Raw genomic sequence first — 17,870 nt, 5'->3', positions numbered from 1 at the left:
GTAACAAAGCGCGCAGGCGCTGAGATCGGGAGGTTCGTGTGAGAGGTTTCAGCACATGGCTCGGCGCGAACGTGGCGGCGATGGCCTTGCTGGCGGCCAGCGTGGCTTCGGCCGAGATGCCCCGCCTTGAAAAGCACGGAACAGCCGCACGCCTCGTCGTCGATGGCAAGCCGATGCTTATCCTGGGCGGGGAACTGGGCAACTCCAGCGCCTCCAGCCGCGCCTACATGGCCAGGCACTGGCCGCGCCTGAAGGCGATGAACCTCAACACCGTTCTGGCGCCCGTCTCGTGGGAGTTGATCGAGCCGAAGGAAGGCTCTTACGACTTTTCCAGCGTCGATGACCTGATCGCCGACGCCCGGGCCCAGGACATGAAGCTTGTCCTGCTGTGGTTCGGGGCTTGGAAGAACAGCATGTCGACCTATGTCCCGGCCTGGGTGAAGCGCGACCAGGCGCGGTTCCCGCGCGTGCGGGCGCAGGACGGCTCGACTGTCGAGATCCTCTCGGCCTTCTCGGAAAACACACGCGTCGCCGACGCCAGGGCCTATGCCGCGCTGCTGGCGTATATCAAGAAGGTCGACAGCGGGCGCAGTACGGTGCTGATGGTCCAGGTCGAAAACGAAATCGGCATGCTGCCGTCGGCGCGGGAGCACGGGGCGGCGGCCGATGCGGCCTATGCCGGTCAGGTTCCGCTAGCCTTGATCCAGAAGCTCAGGAGCGGCGGCGAGGCGATCGAGCCTGAGCTGCGCGATCTCTGGAAGCGCAATGGAAGCAAGGAAAAGGGAAGTTGGGCCGCGGTGTTCGGCGCCGACGAGGCCGGCCAGGAGGTGTTCACCGCCTGGTCCTATGCCCGCTACGCCGAGGCCGTGACCGTCGCCGGCAAGGCCGTCTATCCATTGCCGATGTACGTCAACGCGGCCCTGAACCGCACCGGCAAGAAGCCCGGCGAGTATCCCAGCGGCGGGCCGCTGCCGCATCTGCTCGACGTCTGGAAGGCCGGCGCGCCCAGCCTCGACCTGTTGTCGCCCGACATCTATTTCCCCAACTTCAGCGATCTGGCCGCGCGCTTCGTGCGCCCCGACAACGCGCTGTTCGTGCCCGAGGCCAACAACGCCAGCGCCCCAGAGACCCCGGCCAACGCCTTCTACGCTTTCGGCAGGCTAGAAGCCCTTGGCTTCTCGCCCTTCGCCATCGAGAGCGTCAGCGCCGAGGAGCACAAGGCCATCGCCGACGCCTACGACGTCCTGCGCCAGCTGACGCCGGCCCTGCTCACCGCCCAGGGCAAGGGCACGATGGGCGGCTTCAAGCCGCGCGTGCTGGAGGACGGGACCGTTCAGGATGCGCCGGTCAGCCAGGTGATGGGCGACTATCGCTTCGAGGTCGGCTTCATCGATCCCTGGACGCCGAAGGCCGCGCAGAAGCCCGCCACCCACGGCGGCCTGATCATCCAGACGGGTCCGGAGGAGTACCTGATCGCCGGGCGCGGAATCGTCGTGACCTTCGCCGGAAGCGGCAAGGGGCCGCCGCTGGCCGGTATCGACAAGGCCGAGGAGGGCGTCTTCGACGCCCAGGGGCGCTGGGTTGCCGGCCGCCTGCTGAACGGCGACCAGACCCACCAGGGCCGGCACATCCGCCTGTCGCCCGACCAGTTTCAGATTCAGCGGGTGAAGTTCTACCGCTATCGCTAGGCAGGACGGGACCTCCGGAACGAGCCTGGAGGTCCCACGCCGTCAGAAGTCGTAGGTTACACGGGCGTAGTAGTAACCGCCGTTGATCCCGAACGGCGAGAAGCTGGGATACAGCGCCACCCCCGGATTGCCGGCGGCGATAGAGGCGGCCGTGCCCACCGGGTTCAGGTTTTCCGGATACACGTCGAACAGGTTGTTGGCCCCGATCGAGGCCTTCACCGCGTCGGTGACCGCATAGGTCAGCTCCAGGTCGGCGATCAGGTGAGTCTTGATGCGGTCCTTGAAGTAGGTTCCGTTGACGTTGGTGTAGGCCCAGGCGGGGCCGTAGAGGGTGTTGGTCATGCTCACCGTCCAGCGGTCCTTGGCGTAGACGCCGGTGAGGTTGGCCTTGTAGCGCGGCGAGGCGTGCTCGATGAACGCGATCGCCGCCCGATCGTAGAGGACCGCGCTGCCCAGGCCCGAGGGCGGGGCGGCTATGTGGGTCACCTTGGTCTGGTTGACGTTGACGCCCAGGGTCCAGTCGATCTTTCCGAGGTCGCCAAGATCGGTCCAGGTCGTAGCCAGGATCTCGACGCCGCGCGTGCGGGTGTCCAGGCCGTTGGAGAACAGGTTGATTCCGGTGGTGCCGACGCTGGGATCCAGCACGTTGCCGTTGGCGGTGATCGCGTTGGTGATGGCCGCATTGACCACCGTGCCGCCGATCTTGCCGTAGAGGGCGCCGCTGCCGATGATCCGGTCCTCGATCTTGATCTGGTAGGCGTCGATGGTCAGCGAGACTCGCGGCAAGGGCTCGGCCACGATTCCGAGGCTGAGGTTCGTGGACTTCTCCGGATCCAGCCCGTCCAGCCCCAGGAGCCTGGCCCCGGCCGAACCCGGCGGCATCTGCACGAAGGCGGTGGTCGGCGAGACGTTGGTGGCCGAATAGTAGAGCTCGGCCAGGGTGGGCGCGCGGAAGCCGCTGCTGACCGTGCCGCGCACCGCGAAGGCGGGGGTGAAGTCGTATCGACCGGTCAGCTTGGCGATGTCGGCCGAGCCGAAGTCGCTGAAGTCCTCGTGGCGGACGGCGAAGTCGAGTTTCAGGTTCTCGACCGGCGAGGCGGCGAGGTCGGCATAGAGCGCCCAGCTGTCGCGCTCGTGCTTGCCCGCGTCGGTCAGCGCGAAACCCGGATAGGACTGCGAGCCCGACTTGTATCGAGCGGCTGCGTCGCCGGCCCCGATCCGGTAGGTCTCGCTGCGCTGCTCGGCGCCGAGGGCCAGCGTCAGCGGCGAGGCCCAGCCGATCTCGAACTCGCGGCTGACGTCCAGATTGTTGGTCCACTGGGTGGAGACGAAGTCGCCGGCGTGGAACTCGGTCGGGGTCGCTCCGGTGTCGGCGTAGAGCTGCAGGTTGGCCGACTTGCGCACCCGAACCTCGTGGTCGTCGCGGCCGTAGGTGCTGGAGACATCGTAGCGCCAGCCGCCGAAGGCCTGGCCCCTAACGCCGCCGGTGAGGGCATAGTCCTGTTCCAGCGTCTCCAGCATCGGGCTGAAGCCTCTGGGGTAGATGGCCGGCAGGCGGTTGGGCAGGCGATAGTTTTCGTAGGCCGTGGCCTTCTTCACGCCGTAGGTTCCAAAGCCAAAGACCTCCAGCGCCTCGCTGGCCTTCCAGCCGGCCGAGACCGTGCCCGCCGTCAGCTGGTAGCGCGCGTCCCCGGCGATGCGGTTCACGTACGGATAGCCGGGCAGGGCGGACGGCCAGCCTGGATTGGCGGCGACGGCGGCGGACGCGATGATCCGCGCGTCCGGTGCGCCGCGGAAGCTGAAGTCGTGGAAGCGGTTCTCCAGCGTGACGTTGATGTAGGCGCCCGGCGCCGGCGCGAACCCGGCGTTGGCCGAAAGGCCGTAGGTCTCGCCGTCGCTTTCGTAATAGGCGCCGCTGGTCGCGGAGGCGGTTCCGCCGTGGTCGTCGTCCTTGAGGATGATGTTGATGACCCCGGCGATGGCGTCGGTGCCGTACTGGGCGGCCGCGCCGTCGGTCAGCACCTCGATGCGGGCGATCGAGGCGGTCGGGATGAAGTTGAGATCGGCCGCCGCCGAGCCCTGGTAGGCGCCGGCCAGCACGGCGAGGTTGGCGGTGCCGTGGCGGCGCTTGCCGTTGATCAGCACCAGGGTCTGGTTGGCGCTGACCCCGCGCAGGCGGGCCGAGAGCGTCAGGTTGGCCGCATCGCCGCCGAACGCCTGGGCGGTGAACGAGGGCACGAGATTGCTGATCGCCAGGCGCAGGTCGGACTGGCCGGTGCGGGCCAGGGCGTCGTCGCCGATCACCTGCACGGGCGCGGCGCTGTCGACGGCGCGGACGCCGCTCTGGCGGGTGCCGGTGACGATCACGGCCTCGACCGAGGCGACGTCGGGTGCGGCTGGCTCCGGCGTTGGCCCGGCCACGGCGACCCCGCTCCACAGGGCCGTCGTCAAGGCGAGCGCCGACGCGCCCAGAATTTGGGTTTTCATCCTATCCCCCGATGAAAGCTTCAGATTGTTGGGATGCGCGATCGGCCGGTGAAGCGGCCCCGTCGCGCTGCGGTTCTTGTTGTCGCGCGGCCCGTCAGCGGGTCTTGGCGGCGACGAATTCGATCTCGACCAGGGCGCCGGGCAGGACGAGGCCCGCCACCTTCACCGTGCTGCGCGCGGGCTTGTTGGGCTGGGCGGTCGTGCCGAAGACCTCGGACCAGGCCTTGTTGAGACCGGAAAAGTCGATCTCGCCGCCCCTGGACGGGTCGCCGACCAGGAAGACGGTGGCCTTGACCACGTCGCCGTGACCCAGGCCCTCGGCCTTCAGCGCCGTCTCCAGCTTGGACAGCACCGAGCGGGTCTGTTCTTCGGTCGCGCCGGGCCTTTCCTTGTCGGCGATGGTCGGCAGGGCACCGCTGAGGAAGATCAGTTCGGTTCCAGCCGGCACGGCGACGGAGGGGGTGATGGCGATCGCGCCCGAGGACGGGGCGCGGCGGATCTCGGCGGCGTTTGCCGAGCCCCCTGCGAAAGCGGTGGTCATAACGAGGGCGAAGGCGAGCTTGCGGATCATGGACGGGTCTCCGTTCGGGAAAGGACGAGGCGGTCGGCGCGGACGCGCTGGGCGATCAGGCCGACGGTGCGGCGGGCGGCGGCGACGCCGCCTTCCTGCCAGCTGGGCAGTTGCGAGAGATGGGCGCCGGACAGGAAGATCCGCCCCTGCGGCTGGTTCAGCAGGGCGTAGGCGGCCGGATCGTTGCCGTCGCCTTCCCAGTGGATCCATGGACCGAGGTTGAAGGCCTGGCGGTTCCAGTCGATCACCAGCGGCGCGGTGAGGTCGCGGCCCTTGCCGGGGTGCAGCTTGTCGATCGCCGCGCGGGTGACGGCGACTTGCTCATCGAAGCTGCGCGCCTGAAAGGTTCGCGCCGCCGCGCCTACCGTATAGGCGCCGACTAGCAGGCCGCGCGGCTGGTGGAAGCCGCCGCTGGGATACCAGACCAGCGTGGTCTCGCCGCCCACGAAGGACAGCCCGCCATAGATCTGCTCGGCTTCCCAGAAGCGCGGGGCGTCGAAGGCCACCTTGGTGGCGTTGTCGTAGCGGGCGCCGGCGATGGCGGCCTTCACCTCACCCGGCAGGTCGTTGGCCACCTTGGCCAGGATTGGCAGGGGCACGGTGACGACGAGATAGTCGGCGGCGATCTTGCGCGCCGCGCCGCTCTTGCTATCGCGGATCGCAACCTCGGCGACCTGAGGGGTCTGGCGAAAGGCGGTGACCTCTGCGTTCAACAGGATGGGCCCTTTCAGCGCCTTGGCCAGGGCCTTGGGAATGGCGTCCATGCCGCCGGTCGGTTCCAGCATGGTGGCCTGCATGAGGATGTTCTCCTCGAACAGGGCGTAGGGCAGGGTGTCGTCGGACAGCAGGTCGCGCAGCGGCAGCGGCGGACGGGCCACGCCCCGTTGGTCGGCCGCGCCGGGCGTGGTGACGTAGCCGGACCGCTCCGATCCCCTGTAGGCGCCGCCGGCGTCGAGGTCGCCATAGGTCTTCAGGAAGGCCAGCAGACGTTCCTTGTCGGGCGCGGAAAGCTCCCGGTCCAGGCCGCCGCCGCGCGTGGCCTTGGCCAGCAGTTCCGAAAGGCCGCCGCGCAGGTCGTTGATCGCCTGACGCTGCTGGATTGGCCTGCCGCCGAACGCCGCGTCGGACTGCAGCAGGCTGCTGCGGCTGGAATTGACCTCGACCTCCAGCGGCACGTTCAGGACCTTGGCGTAGGACAGCACGCCCTGGTGATGGCTGGGCAGGCGGGCGGGACCGGCGTTGAAATGGAGGCCGGGCGAGAAGCCGGCGGTCTGGTCTGGCCGGTCCAGGGTCTCGACGCGGTCGCCGCCGCGGATGGTCCAGTTGCGGCCGCCGACCCTTTCGCGAGCCTCGACGACGGTGACGGCGAACCCGGCGCGTTCCAGCTCGTAGGCGGCGACCAGACCGGCGATCCCGGCCCCCAGCACGACGACCGAGCGGCCCTTGCCGAAGTCGCGCGGCAGGTCCGGGGCGTCCTGGGCGAAGGCGGCGGACGTCAGGCCCAGACCCTGGAGCGCGGCATAGCCGGCGGCGAAGCCTCCGAGGGTGAAGGCGCGAGTGATGAACGAACGACGGCTGACCAAGACTGAGAACGCCCCGACTAGGACCTCCCCAAGAAGCGGCCGCCGCCGAGGCGGCGGCCAGAGTGAACGCGGGGAAGTCGCCAAAGAAGGAAGCAGCGCTATGCATCGCTTCCAGGCGGTATTCGGCTGCCGCCTCGTGTCTTCTGGGTATTCAGAAAAACTACGTTCGTCTTAGGTTCGTCTTTCAGCGTTTCGCCCGGAATTGTTTGGGCATTGAATTTGATGGATATTCAGGTTGTCTGCGGGCGGATGATGATGGCCGCACGAGCATATGAGTAATTCTGCGGTTGCTGATGAGCAGCTGATCGTTGAGCGCAGGTCATTCGCGCTGATGAGCGTGGCGGCTACATCGTCCAGCGCAGGCCCAGGCGGAACTCGCGGCCGGTGTGGTGGCGATAGGTCGGGATCAGGGTCCGGTCGCTGAACTGGCGCTGATAGGCGTCTGTCAGGTTGGCGGCTTCCGCGCTGAGGGTCAGGCGCGGCGACAGGGTGAGCTTGGCCGCCGCATCCAGGGTGGTCAGCGGATCCACGCCGTCAACGTCGCCGCCGTTGGGGGCGGGGACCGTGGCTAGGTATCGGCTGCGATGGCTGAGACCGGCGCGCACCTCCAGGCCCGGCTTCTGGTAGGCCAGACCGAGATTGGCCGCCAGGCGCGGCGCGCCCAGGGCGTCCTGCATATCGACCCATGCGCCGGACTGGTTGAGCAGTCGCACCACGGTGCGCGTGTAAGCGGCCGCGCCCTGGATGGTCCAGGTCTCGCCCAGCGGAGCGCGGAACGACACCTCCACGCCGGTCAGCTTGCCGGGGCCCGAATTGATTGGTCGCGAAAACTGCCAGATCGGCAGGTCGGGGGAGCAGTCCAGGGCCGCGCCGCAGGCGGCGACGGCCACGCTGTCGGGCAGGCCGAAGGGATTGGCTGAAAACGTCGCTGGCCGCGTGCTCGTGCCCTGCACCGTTGTGGCGATGGACTTGCGGTAGACGGCCGCCGACAGCTGCATGCCCGGACGAGGGCGCCAGTCCAGAGACAGGTCGAAGGCGTCGGCGCGGGTCGGTCGCAGGTCCGGATTGCCTGACGAGACCGATTTGGCGCCAGTGGTCGAGATGCTGACGCCCGGCCGCAGGCTGATCAGGTCGGGGCGCACCATCACCCGCGCCGCGCCGAAGCGCAGGACGGCCTCTGGCGACAGGCTCCAGGCCAGGTTCAGCGAGGGCAGGGTGGACCAGTAGCCGTTCGAGGCGCTGGTCCAGCGCGCGACGGCGTCCGGGCCGATGTTCAGGCTGGCGGCGCTAATCCGGGCATGGACGACCCGCACGCCGGCTTCGCCCCAGAACCGGCGTGAGGCTGATCGGGGCAGGGCCAGTTGCAGAAAGGCGGCGTCCGAGCGCTCGGTCACATCGTAGTTCAGGCCGGCCACCGGGGCGGGGCTCAGCTCGAAGCCTGGGCACGAGCCCATCGGACAGGCCTTCGCCAGGGCCGTGACGGTGTCGATCGCCAGCCAGCGGCTAGGCGCGCCGGCGACGCCGAAGTCGACGCCCTGGCCGACCAGCCGGGCATAGTCGGCGACGGCCAGATCGCGCAGGCTGGCCGGCAGGTCGGCATTGACGTTGCCGACGCCGCCGTCCGACCGCATCCGGGCCGAACCGACATTGCGATAGGTCTTGGCCAGCACGCCGACGCGCCAGTCCACGACGCCCGAGCGGTTTTCCAGGTCCAGGGCCAGCGACCGATAGCTGTTATCGACCCAGTTGGGGTCGGAGCGGAACTCGCTCAGCGACCAGGCGCCGGGCGCGGCGAGGTCGGCATTTCCGAAACCCAGGGCGGGCCGGTCGCGGTCGGAGAAGTCGTAGGAAAAGCCGTCGACGTCGAACTGCTCCAGATAGAGGGTCTGCTGCACCGGGTTGCTGAAGTCCGAGCGGCTGAACCCGGCCAGCAGCCGGCCCTCGAGTCCTTCGCGGAACCGGTGCGTCGCCGCCAGGGTGGTCTGGCGGAAGATGGTGTTCAGTTCGTCCCGGCGCGCCTCGGAGCGAACATCGACATTGTCGAAGCGGCCCGCGATCAGCACCGGCTTGCGGCCGCCGAACAGGGCGATGTCGCCTTGGGTGACCGCGACGGCGTTGATGCCGCAGCGCGGGTCCGGCGTGGCGGCGCAGGCGCCCGGCGTGCGGAAGGTGAAGCTCTCCAGCAGGTTTTCGCGTCGGCTGGAGCGTAGCTCGGCGTAGATCGTGTCCAGCGCGATGCGGGTGGCTTCGTCCGGCCGCCATTCCAGCGAACTGGTGAGGCCAAGGCGCCGCTGCTCGATCTCCATCAGCTCCAGGCGGGGGATGCGGGCGTGCAGCGCGGCGTTGACGGCGGCGAGGTCGAGGGGCGCGGCGGCCGAGCCGAAGCCGGGCGCGATGGCGGCGCCGGTCTCCCATTGGCCTGCGCTGGCGCCGGCCTCGACCGCCGAGCGGCCGGAATAGGCGACCGAGACCAGCAGGCCCAACCGGCCGGCTGCGTCGCGCTGCGAAAGCACCGCCGACACCCGGGGCCGGGCCTCGCGCGACAGGGTCTGGTAGCCGGCCTCGGCGTTGAACACCGCATGGCGGCGCGGCAGCTCCAATGGCGAACGGGTGCGCATGTCGATCGTCGCGCCCAGCGAGCCCTCGTCCATGTCGGCCGAGGCGGTCTTCTGCAGCCGCACCTGCTTGAAGAGGTCTGCTGCGAAGATGTTGTAGTCGAAGGCGCGCCCGCGATTGGTGCCGCCGACGGCGTTGCTGGCGCCGAAGGTGGCCAGGGTCTCCATGCCGTTGACCCGCACGCGGGTGAAGCGGCCGCCCACGCCGCGCACGGCGATCTGGCGAGCCTCGCCGGCCTCTGGCCCTGCCGCGACGCCGGGCATCTGCCGCAACGCGTCGGCCAGGCCGAACGCGCCGGCGCCACGAAGCTGCTCCTCCAGCAGGACGTCGACCTGGGCGGGAACATCGCGCGCCTGTTCGTTCGCCGGTTCGGCCAGGGGGCGGGCCAGCACACTGATCGGGGTGATCAGGGTAGGCTCCTCCATCGGCGGCGCCGCTGGGCGCACCGGCGTCGGCGGGGCGGTGGCTACGGCTTCGTTTCGGCGTTTCAGGGTTACGACCCCTGAGGTGGAGATCGAGAAGTCCAGGTCCGAGCCGGCCAGCAGGGTTCGCAGGGCCTGGCTCAGAGGCATGGCGCCAGTCAGCCCCGGGGCGCGGCGGCCGGCGGTCAGGTCGGCGGGGGCGGCGATCACCGCGCCGGTGCGGGCCGACACCGCCAGCAGCGCGGTGGCCAGCGGCTGGGCCGGTTGATCGAAGGCGAACCGTCGCTCGGGCGCGGCCGCCAGGGCGGAGGTGGCCGCGATCAAGGTCGCCGCCAGCGCCCCGATCGCGGGGGCGGTCCTCATCGCGCCGTCGAGGTGGTTCCGGCGCGGACATCGATGGTCCGGCGACCTCCGGATTCGCGAATGCTGACCGGCAGGATCTCGGGCAGGCTGGCGACGAAGCGATCGGCCTGGTCGAGCTGGAAGCTGGCGGTAATGCGCAGGGCGGCGGCGCGCGGCGTGATCTTCAGCCCCGTGAGGCCGCGCGCGGTCAGGTCGGCGATCACGTCGCCCAGCGGCGCGTCGGCATAGGCCAGGCGGCCGGCGCGCCAGGCGGCGGCGTCGGCCGGGGCGGCCAGGCGTCCGGTCTCGGCCCGGCCGTTCTCGACCATCACGTAGTCGCCGGCGCCCAGCCGAGCGACCTGCCGCCGGGCCTGTCCTTCATAGACGGCTACACGGCCTTCCTCGACGGCCACGCGGATCTGGCCGCTTGCGCTCTGACGCGCGTTGAAGCGCGTGCCCAGCACTTCGATCCGCGTCTCGCCGACATCGACCTGGAAGCGGCGGCCTTCGGCTTTGCGCACGGCGAAGAAAGCTTCCCCGCGCTCCAGCACGTAGCGGCGATCGTTCCAGCGCGAGGCGGGCGTCAGGCGGCTGCCCGGGGCGAGCACCGCCGTGCTGCCGTCCTTCAAAGCGACCTGGCGAGGCTGGTCGGCGGCCTCCAGCGCGGGGGGAGGGCGGAGAATGATCGGCGCGGCGATCAGGCAGGCGGCCAGCGCTGTCACCCCGGCGATCCAGGCGATCGGGCGAACAGGGGCGGTATGACGCCGCGCGGGAACGGCGGGGCGCGCCAGGACGTCCAGTTCTCCCAGCGCCAGCAGCACCGCCTCGGCCTCGCCATAGGCGCGAGCATGGGCCGGGTCGGCGTCGAGCCAGCGGCGCAGCGCGGCCGAACGCTCCGGCGGGAACGGCTCGCCCAGGACCGCCAGCGCCCAGCTTCGGGCCTCGCGGCCGATCGGCGAGTCAGGATCGACGGTTGCGTTCACGCGACAGGCCTTTGAAGTCGGTTCGATAGTCGATGACGCCGCGCGCCAGGGCGCGCTGGCAGACGGCTGTGGTTTCGTCGATGGTCTTGCGGACCAGGGCTTCGGAGACGCCCTCGCGACGGCCGATCTCGGCGAAGCTCAGCCCCTCGATGCGGCTTGCCGCCAGATAGCGGCGGTGCCGTTCGGGCAGGCCGGCGACCACCTTTTCCAGCAGCTTGAGGTCATCACGCGCGATCAGGGCGCGTTCGACGTCCGGGGCGTCGTCCGGCTCCAGCGCAGGCGCGGAGGCGTCGAGCAGTCGGGCGGTGCGCTGGCGGTGGCGACGACCGTCGAGGGTCAGGTTGATGGCGACGCGGAAGACGAAGGCGCGGGGGCTTTCCAGCGAACGATCCGACGGCCGCTCACCGAGCTTGAGGAAGGCCTGTTGGGCGACGTCCTCGGGATCGGGCGGGCCGGCGCCGAACCGCGCACGCAGAAAGGCGCACAGGTCGCCCCAGTCCTGGGCATAGGTGCGCCGATAGGCCGATCGGTCTTTCCACTGCTCGGCCCAATGCTCAGCATCGTCGCCGCGAGCCTCTGGCCGCTCCGCCCTCGACACGGGGTCTCCCCAAACATCCGGTCGCGCCGGTTGTTCGGGACGATGCTGGCGAAAGCCCGTTCGATCAATGGACCGCGAAAAATTATGCGACGACCATGATTTTCTTGTGCGGGTCGGGGCTTGCGGGACGTCGTTTAATGTCGGGAAGAAACGCGGAGAAAATTCCCGCATTTATTTAAGTTACCGGTACCTTTTCCTCTTTTCGTGTCGATTGCGACATGCTTATTTCAATCATGACACCGGTGGCTAACCGGGCGAGACGGTCGACAAGGCCGCAACATGGGAAGGGGAGGCGGTTCGATGAACAGCTCTGCGCGCGACTCGGGCGCTGCGCCGCGTGGCCTACCCTCAGGCGACGAGCAGCCCTCTGCAGAGTCCGTCTTCGACATCGCTCGGGCCTTTCCAACCGACGTCGGCGACATGCTGACCCGCTCTCTCTGCCGCCAGATCCGCCAAGCCCTGCTCGAAGGAAAGGTCGTCGACCTGCCGGGCGTCGGGCGTTTCGAGATCCGCGACAAGCGCCGTTACGGCCTAGTCAACCCAAGGAGCGGCGCCCGCGCCGACCTCGGCGGCGAGCGCGCTGTCGTCTACCGGCCCGACCGCAAGCTGCTGCGTGACCTGAATTCTTCCCGAGGCGATGTTTGATGAGCGTATCCGTCCGCAGCCGTCGCTTCGGCGCTATTTCCCTTCTGGCCCTGACCCTGGCGGCTGCGCCGGCTGCAGCGTGGGCGCGCGTCGACGCCTTCCACGACGTGAACCTGTCGCCGGAAGCCCGCGCCGCCGACCTCGTCTCGCGCATGACGCTGGAGGAGAAGGCCGGGCAACTGAAGCACGCGGCGCCGGCCATCCCGCGCCTCTCCGTGCCCGCCTACAACTGGTGGAGCGAGGGGCTGCACGGCGTCGCCCGGGCCGGCGAGGCCACGGTCTTTCCGCAGGCCATCGGCATGGCCGCCACGTGGGACGTTCCCCTGATCCAGGACGTCGCCGACACCATCGCCACCGAGTTTCGCGCCAAGTACGTCGAAAATCGCGGCGCGGACGGCAGCGTCGCCCAGTACCGCGGCCTGACCGTCTGGTCACCCAACATCAACATCTTCCGCGATCCGCGCTGGGGGCGGGGCCAGGAGACCTGGGGCGAGGACCCGCACCTGACCGCCGAGTTCGGCGTCGCCTTCGTCCACGGCCTGCAGGGCAGCGATCCCAAGCACTACAAGACCGCCGCCACCGCCAAGCACTTCGCGGTGCACAGCGGACCGGAAGCCGATCGTCACCACGACGACATCCATCCCAGCAAGCACGATCTGGCCGACACCTATCTCCCGGCCTTCGAGGCGCTGGTGAAGCGCGGCAAGGTCGAGTCCGTCATGTGCGCGTACAACGCCGTCGACGGCGTGCCGGCCTGCGCCAGCGACTTCCTGCTCAAGGACACCTTGCGCACCAAGTGGGGCTTCAAGGGTCACGTCGTGTCGGACTGCGCAGCCATCGCCGACGTCTTCCTGCCGACCTCGCACAACTACGCCAAGACGCCGGCCGAGGGCGTGGCCGTCAGCTTGAAGGCGGGCACGGATTTGATCTGCGCCGAGTTCGGCGCCAACAAGAGTTCCGAGATCGGCCCGATCGTCGAAGCGGTGAAGGGCGGCCTGCTGAACCAGGCAGAGCTGGATCAGGCCGTCCGCCGGCTGTTTGTGGCCCGCATCAAGCTGGGGCTTTTCGACCCGCCGTCCAACGTTTCGTTCTCTAAGATCACGCCGGCCGAGAATGACACTCCGGCCAACCGGGCGCTGTCGCTGAAGACGGCCCAGGCCTCGATGGTGCTGTTGAAGAACGACGGCCTCTTGCCGCTGAAGGCCGCGCCTAGACGGATCGCGGTGATCGGGCCCAACGCCGACAGCCTCGACGCCCTGGTCGGCAACTACAACGGCACGCCGTCCAAGCCGGTGACGGTGCTGGCCGGGATCCGCGCTCGCTATCCTGAGGCCCTGGTGACCTTCGTCGAGGGAACGGGTCTGGTTGGCGCGCCGATGAACACTCTGCCCAATGATGCGCTCTGCGCCGACGCGACCTGCACTGGCAAGGGCGTGAAGGTCGAGACCTTCCAGGGGCTGGAACTTTCAGGTGAAGCTAAGGCCGAGGCCGCCGCCAACGTGCAGGTCAGCTGGGGCCGGCCGCAGCGGGAGAGGCGCCAGACCTCGACCCGCTGGACAGGATTTGTGAAGCCGACCGAAACCGGAGTCCACCGCTTCACGATGCGCGGCGAGGGCGGCTACCGGATGATCATCGACGGTAAGGTCGTGGTCGATGCCTGGAAGCGTCCGGCCGACGCCACGCCCGAGGGCGCGGCGACCCTGACCGCCGGTCAGGCCCACGCCATCACGATCGAGGCCTGGCAGGACGGCGACCGCGGCGACCAGCGCCTGACCTGGAGCAAGCCCAGCCAGGGTGCAGAAGCCGCCATCGCCGCAGCCAAGGACGCGGATCTCGTGCTGTTCGTCGGCGGCCTGACCGCCAAGCTGGAGGGCGAGGAAATGTCGGTCCGCGCCCCGGGTTTTGCTGGCGGCGACCGCACCCGCATCGACCTGCCTGCGCCGCAGCAGAGCCTGCTGGAGGGGCTGCACGCCACCGGCAAGCCCGTGGTGCTGGTGCTGATGAACGGCTCGGCCATGGCTGTGAACTGGGCTGACGAGAAACTGCCGGCCATCGTCGAGGCCTGGTATCCGGGCGGAGAGGGCGGCCATGCCGTGGCCGGCCTGATCGCCGGCGACTACAGCCCGTCGGGCCGCCTGCCGCTGACCTTCTACCGATCGGCCGACCAGCTCCCGCCGTTCAAGAACTACGGCATGGCGGGGCGCACCTATCGCTACTTCGGCGGCGAGGCGCTCTATCCGTTCGGCCATGGCCTGAGCTTCACCAGCTTCAAGTACGGCCAGCCGAAGATCGCCAAGGCGGTGAAGGCTGGCGAGGCGGTGAAGGTGTCGGTCGATATCACCAACGCCGGCCGGCGCGACGGAGACGAGGTCGCCCAACTCTACGTCACGCGCGGCGTGGCCGGGGCTCCGGTGCGCTCGTTGAAGGGCTTCCAGCGCGTGGCGCTGAAGGTGGACGAGACCAAGACCCTGACCTTCGATCTGGATCCGGCGGCGCTCAGTGTCGTCGACGCGGCCGGCGTCCGTTCGGTCGAGGCCGGTTCCGTCGATCTCTGGATCGGGGGCGGCCAACCGATAGCTCGGCCGGGCCTGGCCAAGCCCGCCGGCGTGTCGGCCCGTTTCGCCGTCACCGGCCGGAAGGTGCTGCCGTGAAGCTGGATCGCCGTTCCTTCCTCGCCGCTGGCGGCGCCGGTCTCGCTGCGACCGGCCTGTCTGCGCCCGCGTCGGCCGCCGACCTGCTGGCCGTGTCCGACGAAGGCTGGAGCCTCTGGATCGACCAGGCCGCCTCCTGGAAGGACGATACGCTGCACCTGCCCAGCGCCGCGGACCTGAAGGCGCTGCCCGTCAATCCGCCGACCGGCGGCTGGGGCTCGCTGAACGCCGCCGACGCCATCACGGTCAGACTGCCGACCACGGTAGAGGCGCACTTCTGGGGCAAGTTCGCCTCGCGGCCCTACGGCGCTGACGAGTACCGCTACGCCGAGGACGACGATGTGCCCCGCTATGGCGCCTACAAGGGCGTCTCCTGGTGGTCTCGGTCGATCAGCATTCCGGCCTCGGCCAAGGGCAAGCGCGCCCTGCTGAACCTGCGCGGCGCGCGCCTGCGGGCCGAGGTGTTCCTGAACGAGCAACTGGTCGGTTACTCGATCATGTCGGAGTTGCCCTTCGCCTGCGATCTTACGGCCGCGATGCGGGCGGGCGAGGCCAACCGGCTGTCGATCCGCATCACCAACCCCGGCGGCCGGTTCGACTGGCGCGACAGCACCACGATGGTCTGGGGCAAGGTGAAGCTGTTCGCTTCGCACGGCTTCGGCGGGCTCGATCGCGGCATGACGCTGAGCGTCCACCCGCTGGCCGCCCGCATCGACGACGCCTGGGTGCTGAATACGCCGCAGCCACGCACGGTGACGGCCTTCATGGACGTGGTGCTGGAAAAGCCCGTCGCCGATCCGAATAAGCTGCGCAGCAAGGCGTCCGCCATCCTGGTCGACGACAGGGGCGCGCCCGTCGCCGCTGAGATCAAGCTCGAAGGCCTGGAGGCTCTCGAAGACGGCCGCCGTCTGAGGGCAAGGTTCTCGGTGACCGCGTCGAAGGCCGACCTCTGGGACCTCGATACGCCGCGCCTGCACCGCCTGCGCTTCTCGTGGATCGAGACGAAGCGCGAGGTCGATACGCGCGAGGTGCGCTTCGGCTTCCGCTGGTTTGGCGTCGAGGGCGTGGGCACGGACGCGCTGCTGCGGCTGAACGGCCGCCGCATCCGGCTCTATTCGGCGATCTCCTGGGGCTACTGGGGCTTCAACGGCCTGTGGCCGACCAGGGAGCTGGCGCGCCGCGAGGTCACCGCCGCCCATACGCTGGGCCTCAACGCGCTGCACTTCCACCGCAATGTCGGCAAGCCCGAGGTCTTCCAGGCCATGGACGAGATGGGCCTGCTGCGGGTGATGGAGCCCGGCGGCGGCCGCCACGCCATCGGCCGCGACCTCAAGGCCGGCGAAAGCCTCAATCCCGCCGACGCCTTCAGCCGCCAGTTCATGGTCGAGAAGTGCCAGGCCATGGTGCGGGCCTTCCGCTCGCATCCGTCCCTGGCCCACTACACCCTGCAGAACGAGATCGGCGCGAACCTGGCCAATCCCGACGTGCAGTTCGTACTGAAGGCCATGCACGACCTGGATCCCAGCCGGGCGGTCATTCTCAACGACGGCTTCGTCAAGCGCGGCGCGGCCCAGGCGATGTACCTGCCGTATGACGATCACTACTTCCGCTCGGACGTCGAGGAGTGGGGCGGCTGGTGGGTCGAGCACCAGGGCGCCGGCGACCAGTGGTACGACAGGTTTTACGCGGGTAAGGACGACTACATCCACATGCAGAAGGGCAAGCCCTTCATCGTCGAGTTCGGCGAGATGCAGGGGTGCGCCGTGGCCGACAACCACGTGGCCATGGTCGCCGAGATCCTGGCCAAGGGCGGCAAGAGCTATGACCTGGAGGACCATAAGGTCATCGTCGAGTCCACCAACGCCTATCTGGATCGCTGGGGCTTCCGCAAAGCGTTCCCGACCACCGAGGCGCTGTTCCTGTCGGTGGGCCGCAAGGCCTACGAGGCCTGGCGCAACTACCTGGAGAACATCCGCCTCGGCGAGACGGTGGACGTCGCCGCCATTTCGGGCTGGGAAAGCACGGCGATCGAGAACCACTCGGGCATCGTCGACGCCCTGCGCGGCTTCAAGGCCGATCCGGCGCTGATGAGCCAGAGCCTGCGGCCGGCCCTGGCCGTGGCCAAGCCCCGTAAGCTTGCCTATGCGCCGGGCGAGGCGGCCGAGCTCGATATCTGGCTGTTCAACGACACCGGCAAGCCGATCGCCGGAGAGCTGGTGCTGAGCGTGCTCGGACCGGACGGCGTGGCGCGTGCGGCCGGGCGATGGCCCGTTCCAGCGCACGAGGCCGACCGGATGTCGTGGCTGGTTGCGGAGAGCGTCCGGACCCCGGCCTTCGAGCGAGAAGGGCGGCACGTGCTCCGTCTGGTGCTGGCCAGCTCGGGCGAGGTTGTCTCCGACCGCGAGGTCTGGGTCGCCGCCCCGCAAGGCGCGCCGCGCCGCAAGCTGCGGATCGCCGTCTCGGGCGTCGCAAAGAGCTTGCGCGGCCAGTTGGAGAAGCAGCCGGGGGTCACGGTCGAAGAGTTCAAAGCCGGCGTCCGCTACGACGGGATCGTCGCCTCCGGCCTCAAGGCCGACGAGATCGTGCGCCGCCAGGTCGGCGAGCAGACAGGCCTGGAAGCCCAGCCGAAGAAGGGCGAGAAGCCGCAACTGGTGCTGGGCGAACTGCCTCCGGAAGTGCTGGCGGCCATCACAGCCGGAACGCCCTTGTTGGCCGTGGTGCAGGAAGACGGCCTCGCCGAGGGCGTGGCCAAGCAGTTGGCCGGCCTTGGCCTCTTCTCCTATGCCGGCCAGGTCGGTGGCCTGCGGGCGCCGTGGATGGGCAACTGGAACTATGTGAGGGCCCACCCGACCTTCGCCGGCGTCCCGGCCGACATGGCCATGAGCGTGCTGCACCAGGTCGAGGGCCAGCCCTCGAACGGCCTGCTGGTCGACGGGCAGGGCGTAGAGGTGATCGCCGCCTACAGCCGAGATCACGACCGCCACAACGGCGCAGCCAGCCTGATCGCGCGCAAGGGCGCGGCGCGGGTGCTGGTCCATCGCCTGCCCGACATGGTCGCCCCCCTTCAGACGCGCTGGCTGAGCAACGCGCTGGACTGGCTGGCGGCCGATACGATCACGAGCCCAGGAGGGTGAGCGACGATGTCTAGCGCCTAGAGCCGAGACTAGGGCGGCGGTCTGCCGCCGTCCGTGAAGACCAAGAGATCAGTGCGGGCTTTCACGCCGCCGCGTCCCTGGCGCGGCGAACGGGAGCGCTTGCGCCAAAGCCGACGCGTCCAGAGGGAC

Annotated in this window: 10 protein-coding genes; 4 read left to right on the top strand and 6 right to left on the bottom strand. The window is 69.1% G+C overall.

What is annotated here, in order from left to right:
- The first annotated feature begins 38 nt into the window (after nt 1-38).
- Nucleotides 39-1,688 (top strand): GH35 family beta-galactosidase, encoded by a 1,650-nt coding sequence (locus DDF67_RS11750; protein ID WP_233247625.1) that lies wholly within the window; start codon nt 39-41, stop codon nt 1,686-1,688.
- 42 nt (nt 1,689-1,730) lie between these two features.
- Here DDF67_RS11750 and DDF67_RS11745 read toward each other — a convergent pair whose 3' ends face one another.
- The 6 genes from DDF67_RS11745 to DDF67_RS11720 all read right to left on the bottom strand — a co-directional run bounded on the left by DDF67_RS11745 (nt 1,731) and on the right by DDF67_RS11720 (nt 11,290).
- The gene (locus DDF67_RS11745; protein WP_109101083.1) at nt 1,731-4,175 is read right to left on the bottom strand and encodes a TonB-dependent receptor plug domain-containing protein; all 2,445 of its coding nucleotides are present in this window, start codon (nt 4,173-4,175) and stop codon (nt 1,731-1,733) included.
- Between the two features lie 94 nt (nt 4,176-4,269).
- Complete coding sequence (locus tag DDF67_RS11740) at nt 4,270-4,746, bottom strand: Rid family hydrolase (protein WP_199229216.1); 477 nt, start codon at nt 4,744-4,746, stop codon at nt 4,270-4,272.
- A complete protein-coding gene (locus DDF67_RS11735; protein ID WP_199229215.1) occupies nt 4,743-6,329 on the bottom strand; it encodes a flavin monoamine oxidase family protein in 1,587 nt (528 codons plus the stop codon). Before DDF67_RS11735 ends, DDF67_RS11740 begins: the two co-directional genes overlap by 4 nt.
- A gap of 344 nt (nt 6,330-6,673) precedes the next feature.
- Nucleotides 6,674-9,730: a TonB-dependent receptor gene (locus DDF67_RS11730; protein ID WP_109101082.1), complete on the bottom strand. Its 3,057-nt coding sequence runs from the start codon at nt 9,728-9,730 to the stop codon at nt 6,674-6,676.
- Complete coding sequence (locus DDF67_RS11725) at nt 9,727-10,692, bottom strand: FecR family protein (RefSeq protein WP_109101081.1); 966 nt, start codon at nt 10,690-10,692, stop codon at nt 9,727-9,729. Before DDF67_RS11725 ends, DDF67_RS11730 begins: the two co-directional genes overlap by 4 nt.
- The gene (locus tag DDF67_RS11720) at nt 10,670-11,290 is read right to left on the bottom strand and encodes an RNA polymerase sigma factor (RefSeq protein WP_158278038.1); all 621 of its coding nucleotides are present in this window, start codon (nt 11,288-11,290) and stop codon (nt 10,670-10,672) included. The genes DDF67_RS11725 and DDF67_RS11720 overlap by 23 nt, the downstream gene beginning before the upstream one ends.
- A gap of 300 nt (nt 11,291-11,590) precedes the next feature.
- Here DDF67_RS11720 and DDF67_RS11715 point away from each other — a divergent pair, with 300 nt between their 5' ends.
- From DDF67_RS11715 to DDF67_RS11705, 3 genes are read left to right on the top strand one after another with little or no spacing between them, the layout of a single operon-like run.
- Nucleotides 11,591-11,935: an HU family DNA-binding protein gene (locus DDF67_RS11715; RefSeq protein ID WP_158278037.1), complete on the top strand. Its 345-nt coding sequence runs from the start codon at nt 11,591-11,593 to the stop codon at nt 11,933-11,935.
- The gene (locus DDF67_RS11710; RefSeq protein ID WP_109101078.1) at nt 11,935-14,586 is read left to right on the top strand and encodes a glycoside hydrolase family 3 C-terminal domain-containing protein; all 2,652 of its coding nucleotides are present in this window, start codon (nt 11,935-11,937) and stop codon (nt 14,584-14,586) included. Before DDF67_RS11715 ends, DDF67_RS11710 begins: the two co-directional genes overlap by 1 nt.
- Nucleotides 14,583-17,720 (top strand): sugar-binding domain-containing protein, encoded by a 3,138-nt coding sequence (locus DDF67_RS11705; RefSeq protein ID WP_109101077.1) that lies wholly within the window; start codon nt 14,583-14,585, stop codon nt 17,718-17,720. The genes DDF67_RS11710 and DDF67_RS11705 overlap by 4 nt, the downstream gene beginning before the upstream one ends.
- The last annotated feature ends 150 nt before the right edge of the window (nt 17,721-17,870 follow it).

It is taken from the genome of Caulobacter endophyticus (assembly GCF_003116815.1).
GTDB lineage: Bacteria > Pseudomonadota > Alphaproteobacteria > Caulobacterales > Caulobacteraceae > Caulobacter > Caulobacter endophyticus.
This window is presented reverse-complemented; position numbering and strand designations above follow the sequence as displayed.

What these genes read in the sequence shown, in the direction of transcription:
- DDF67_RS11745 (WP_109101083.1), bottom strand. Translation starts at nt 4,175, where the DNA reads ATGAAAACCCAAATTCTGGGCGCGTCGGCGCTCGCCTTGACGACGGCC.
- DDF67_RS11740 (WP_199229216.1), bottom strand. Translation starts at nt 4,746, where the DNA reads ATGATCCGCAAGCTCGCCTTCGCCCTCGTTATGACCACCGCTTTCGCA.
- DDF67_RS11730 (WP_109101082.1), bottom strand. Translation starts at nt 9,730, where the DNA reads ATGAGGACCGCCCCCGCGATCGGGGCGCTGGCGGCGACCTTGATCGCG.
- DDF67_RS11715 (WP_158278037.1), top strand. Translation starts at nt 11,591, where the DNA reads ATGAACAGCTCTGCGCGCGACTCGGGCGCTGCGCCGCGTGGCCTACCC.
- DDF67_RS11710 (WP_109101078.1), top strand. Translation starts at nt 11,935, where the DNA reads ATGAGCGTATCCGTCCGCAGCCGTCGCTTCGGCGCTATTTCCCTTCTG.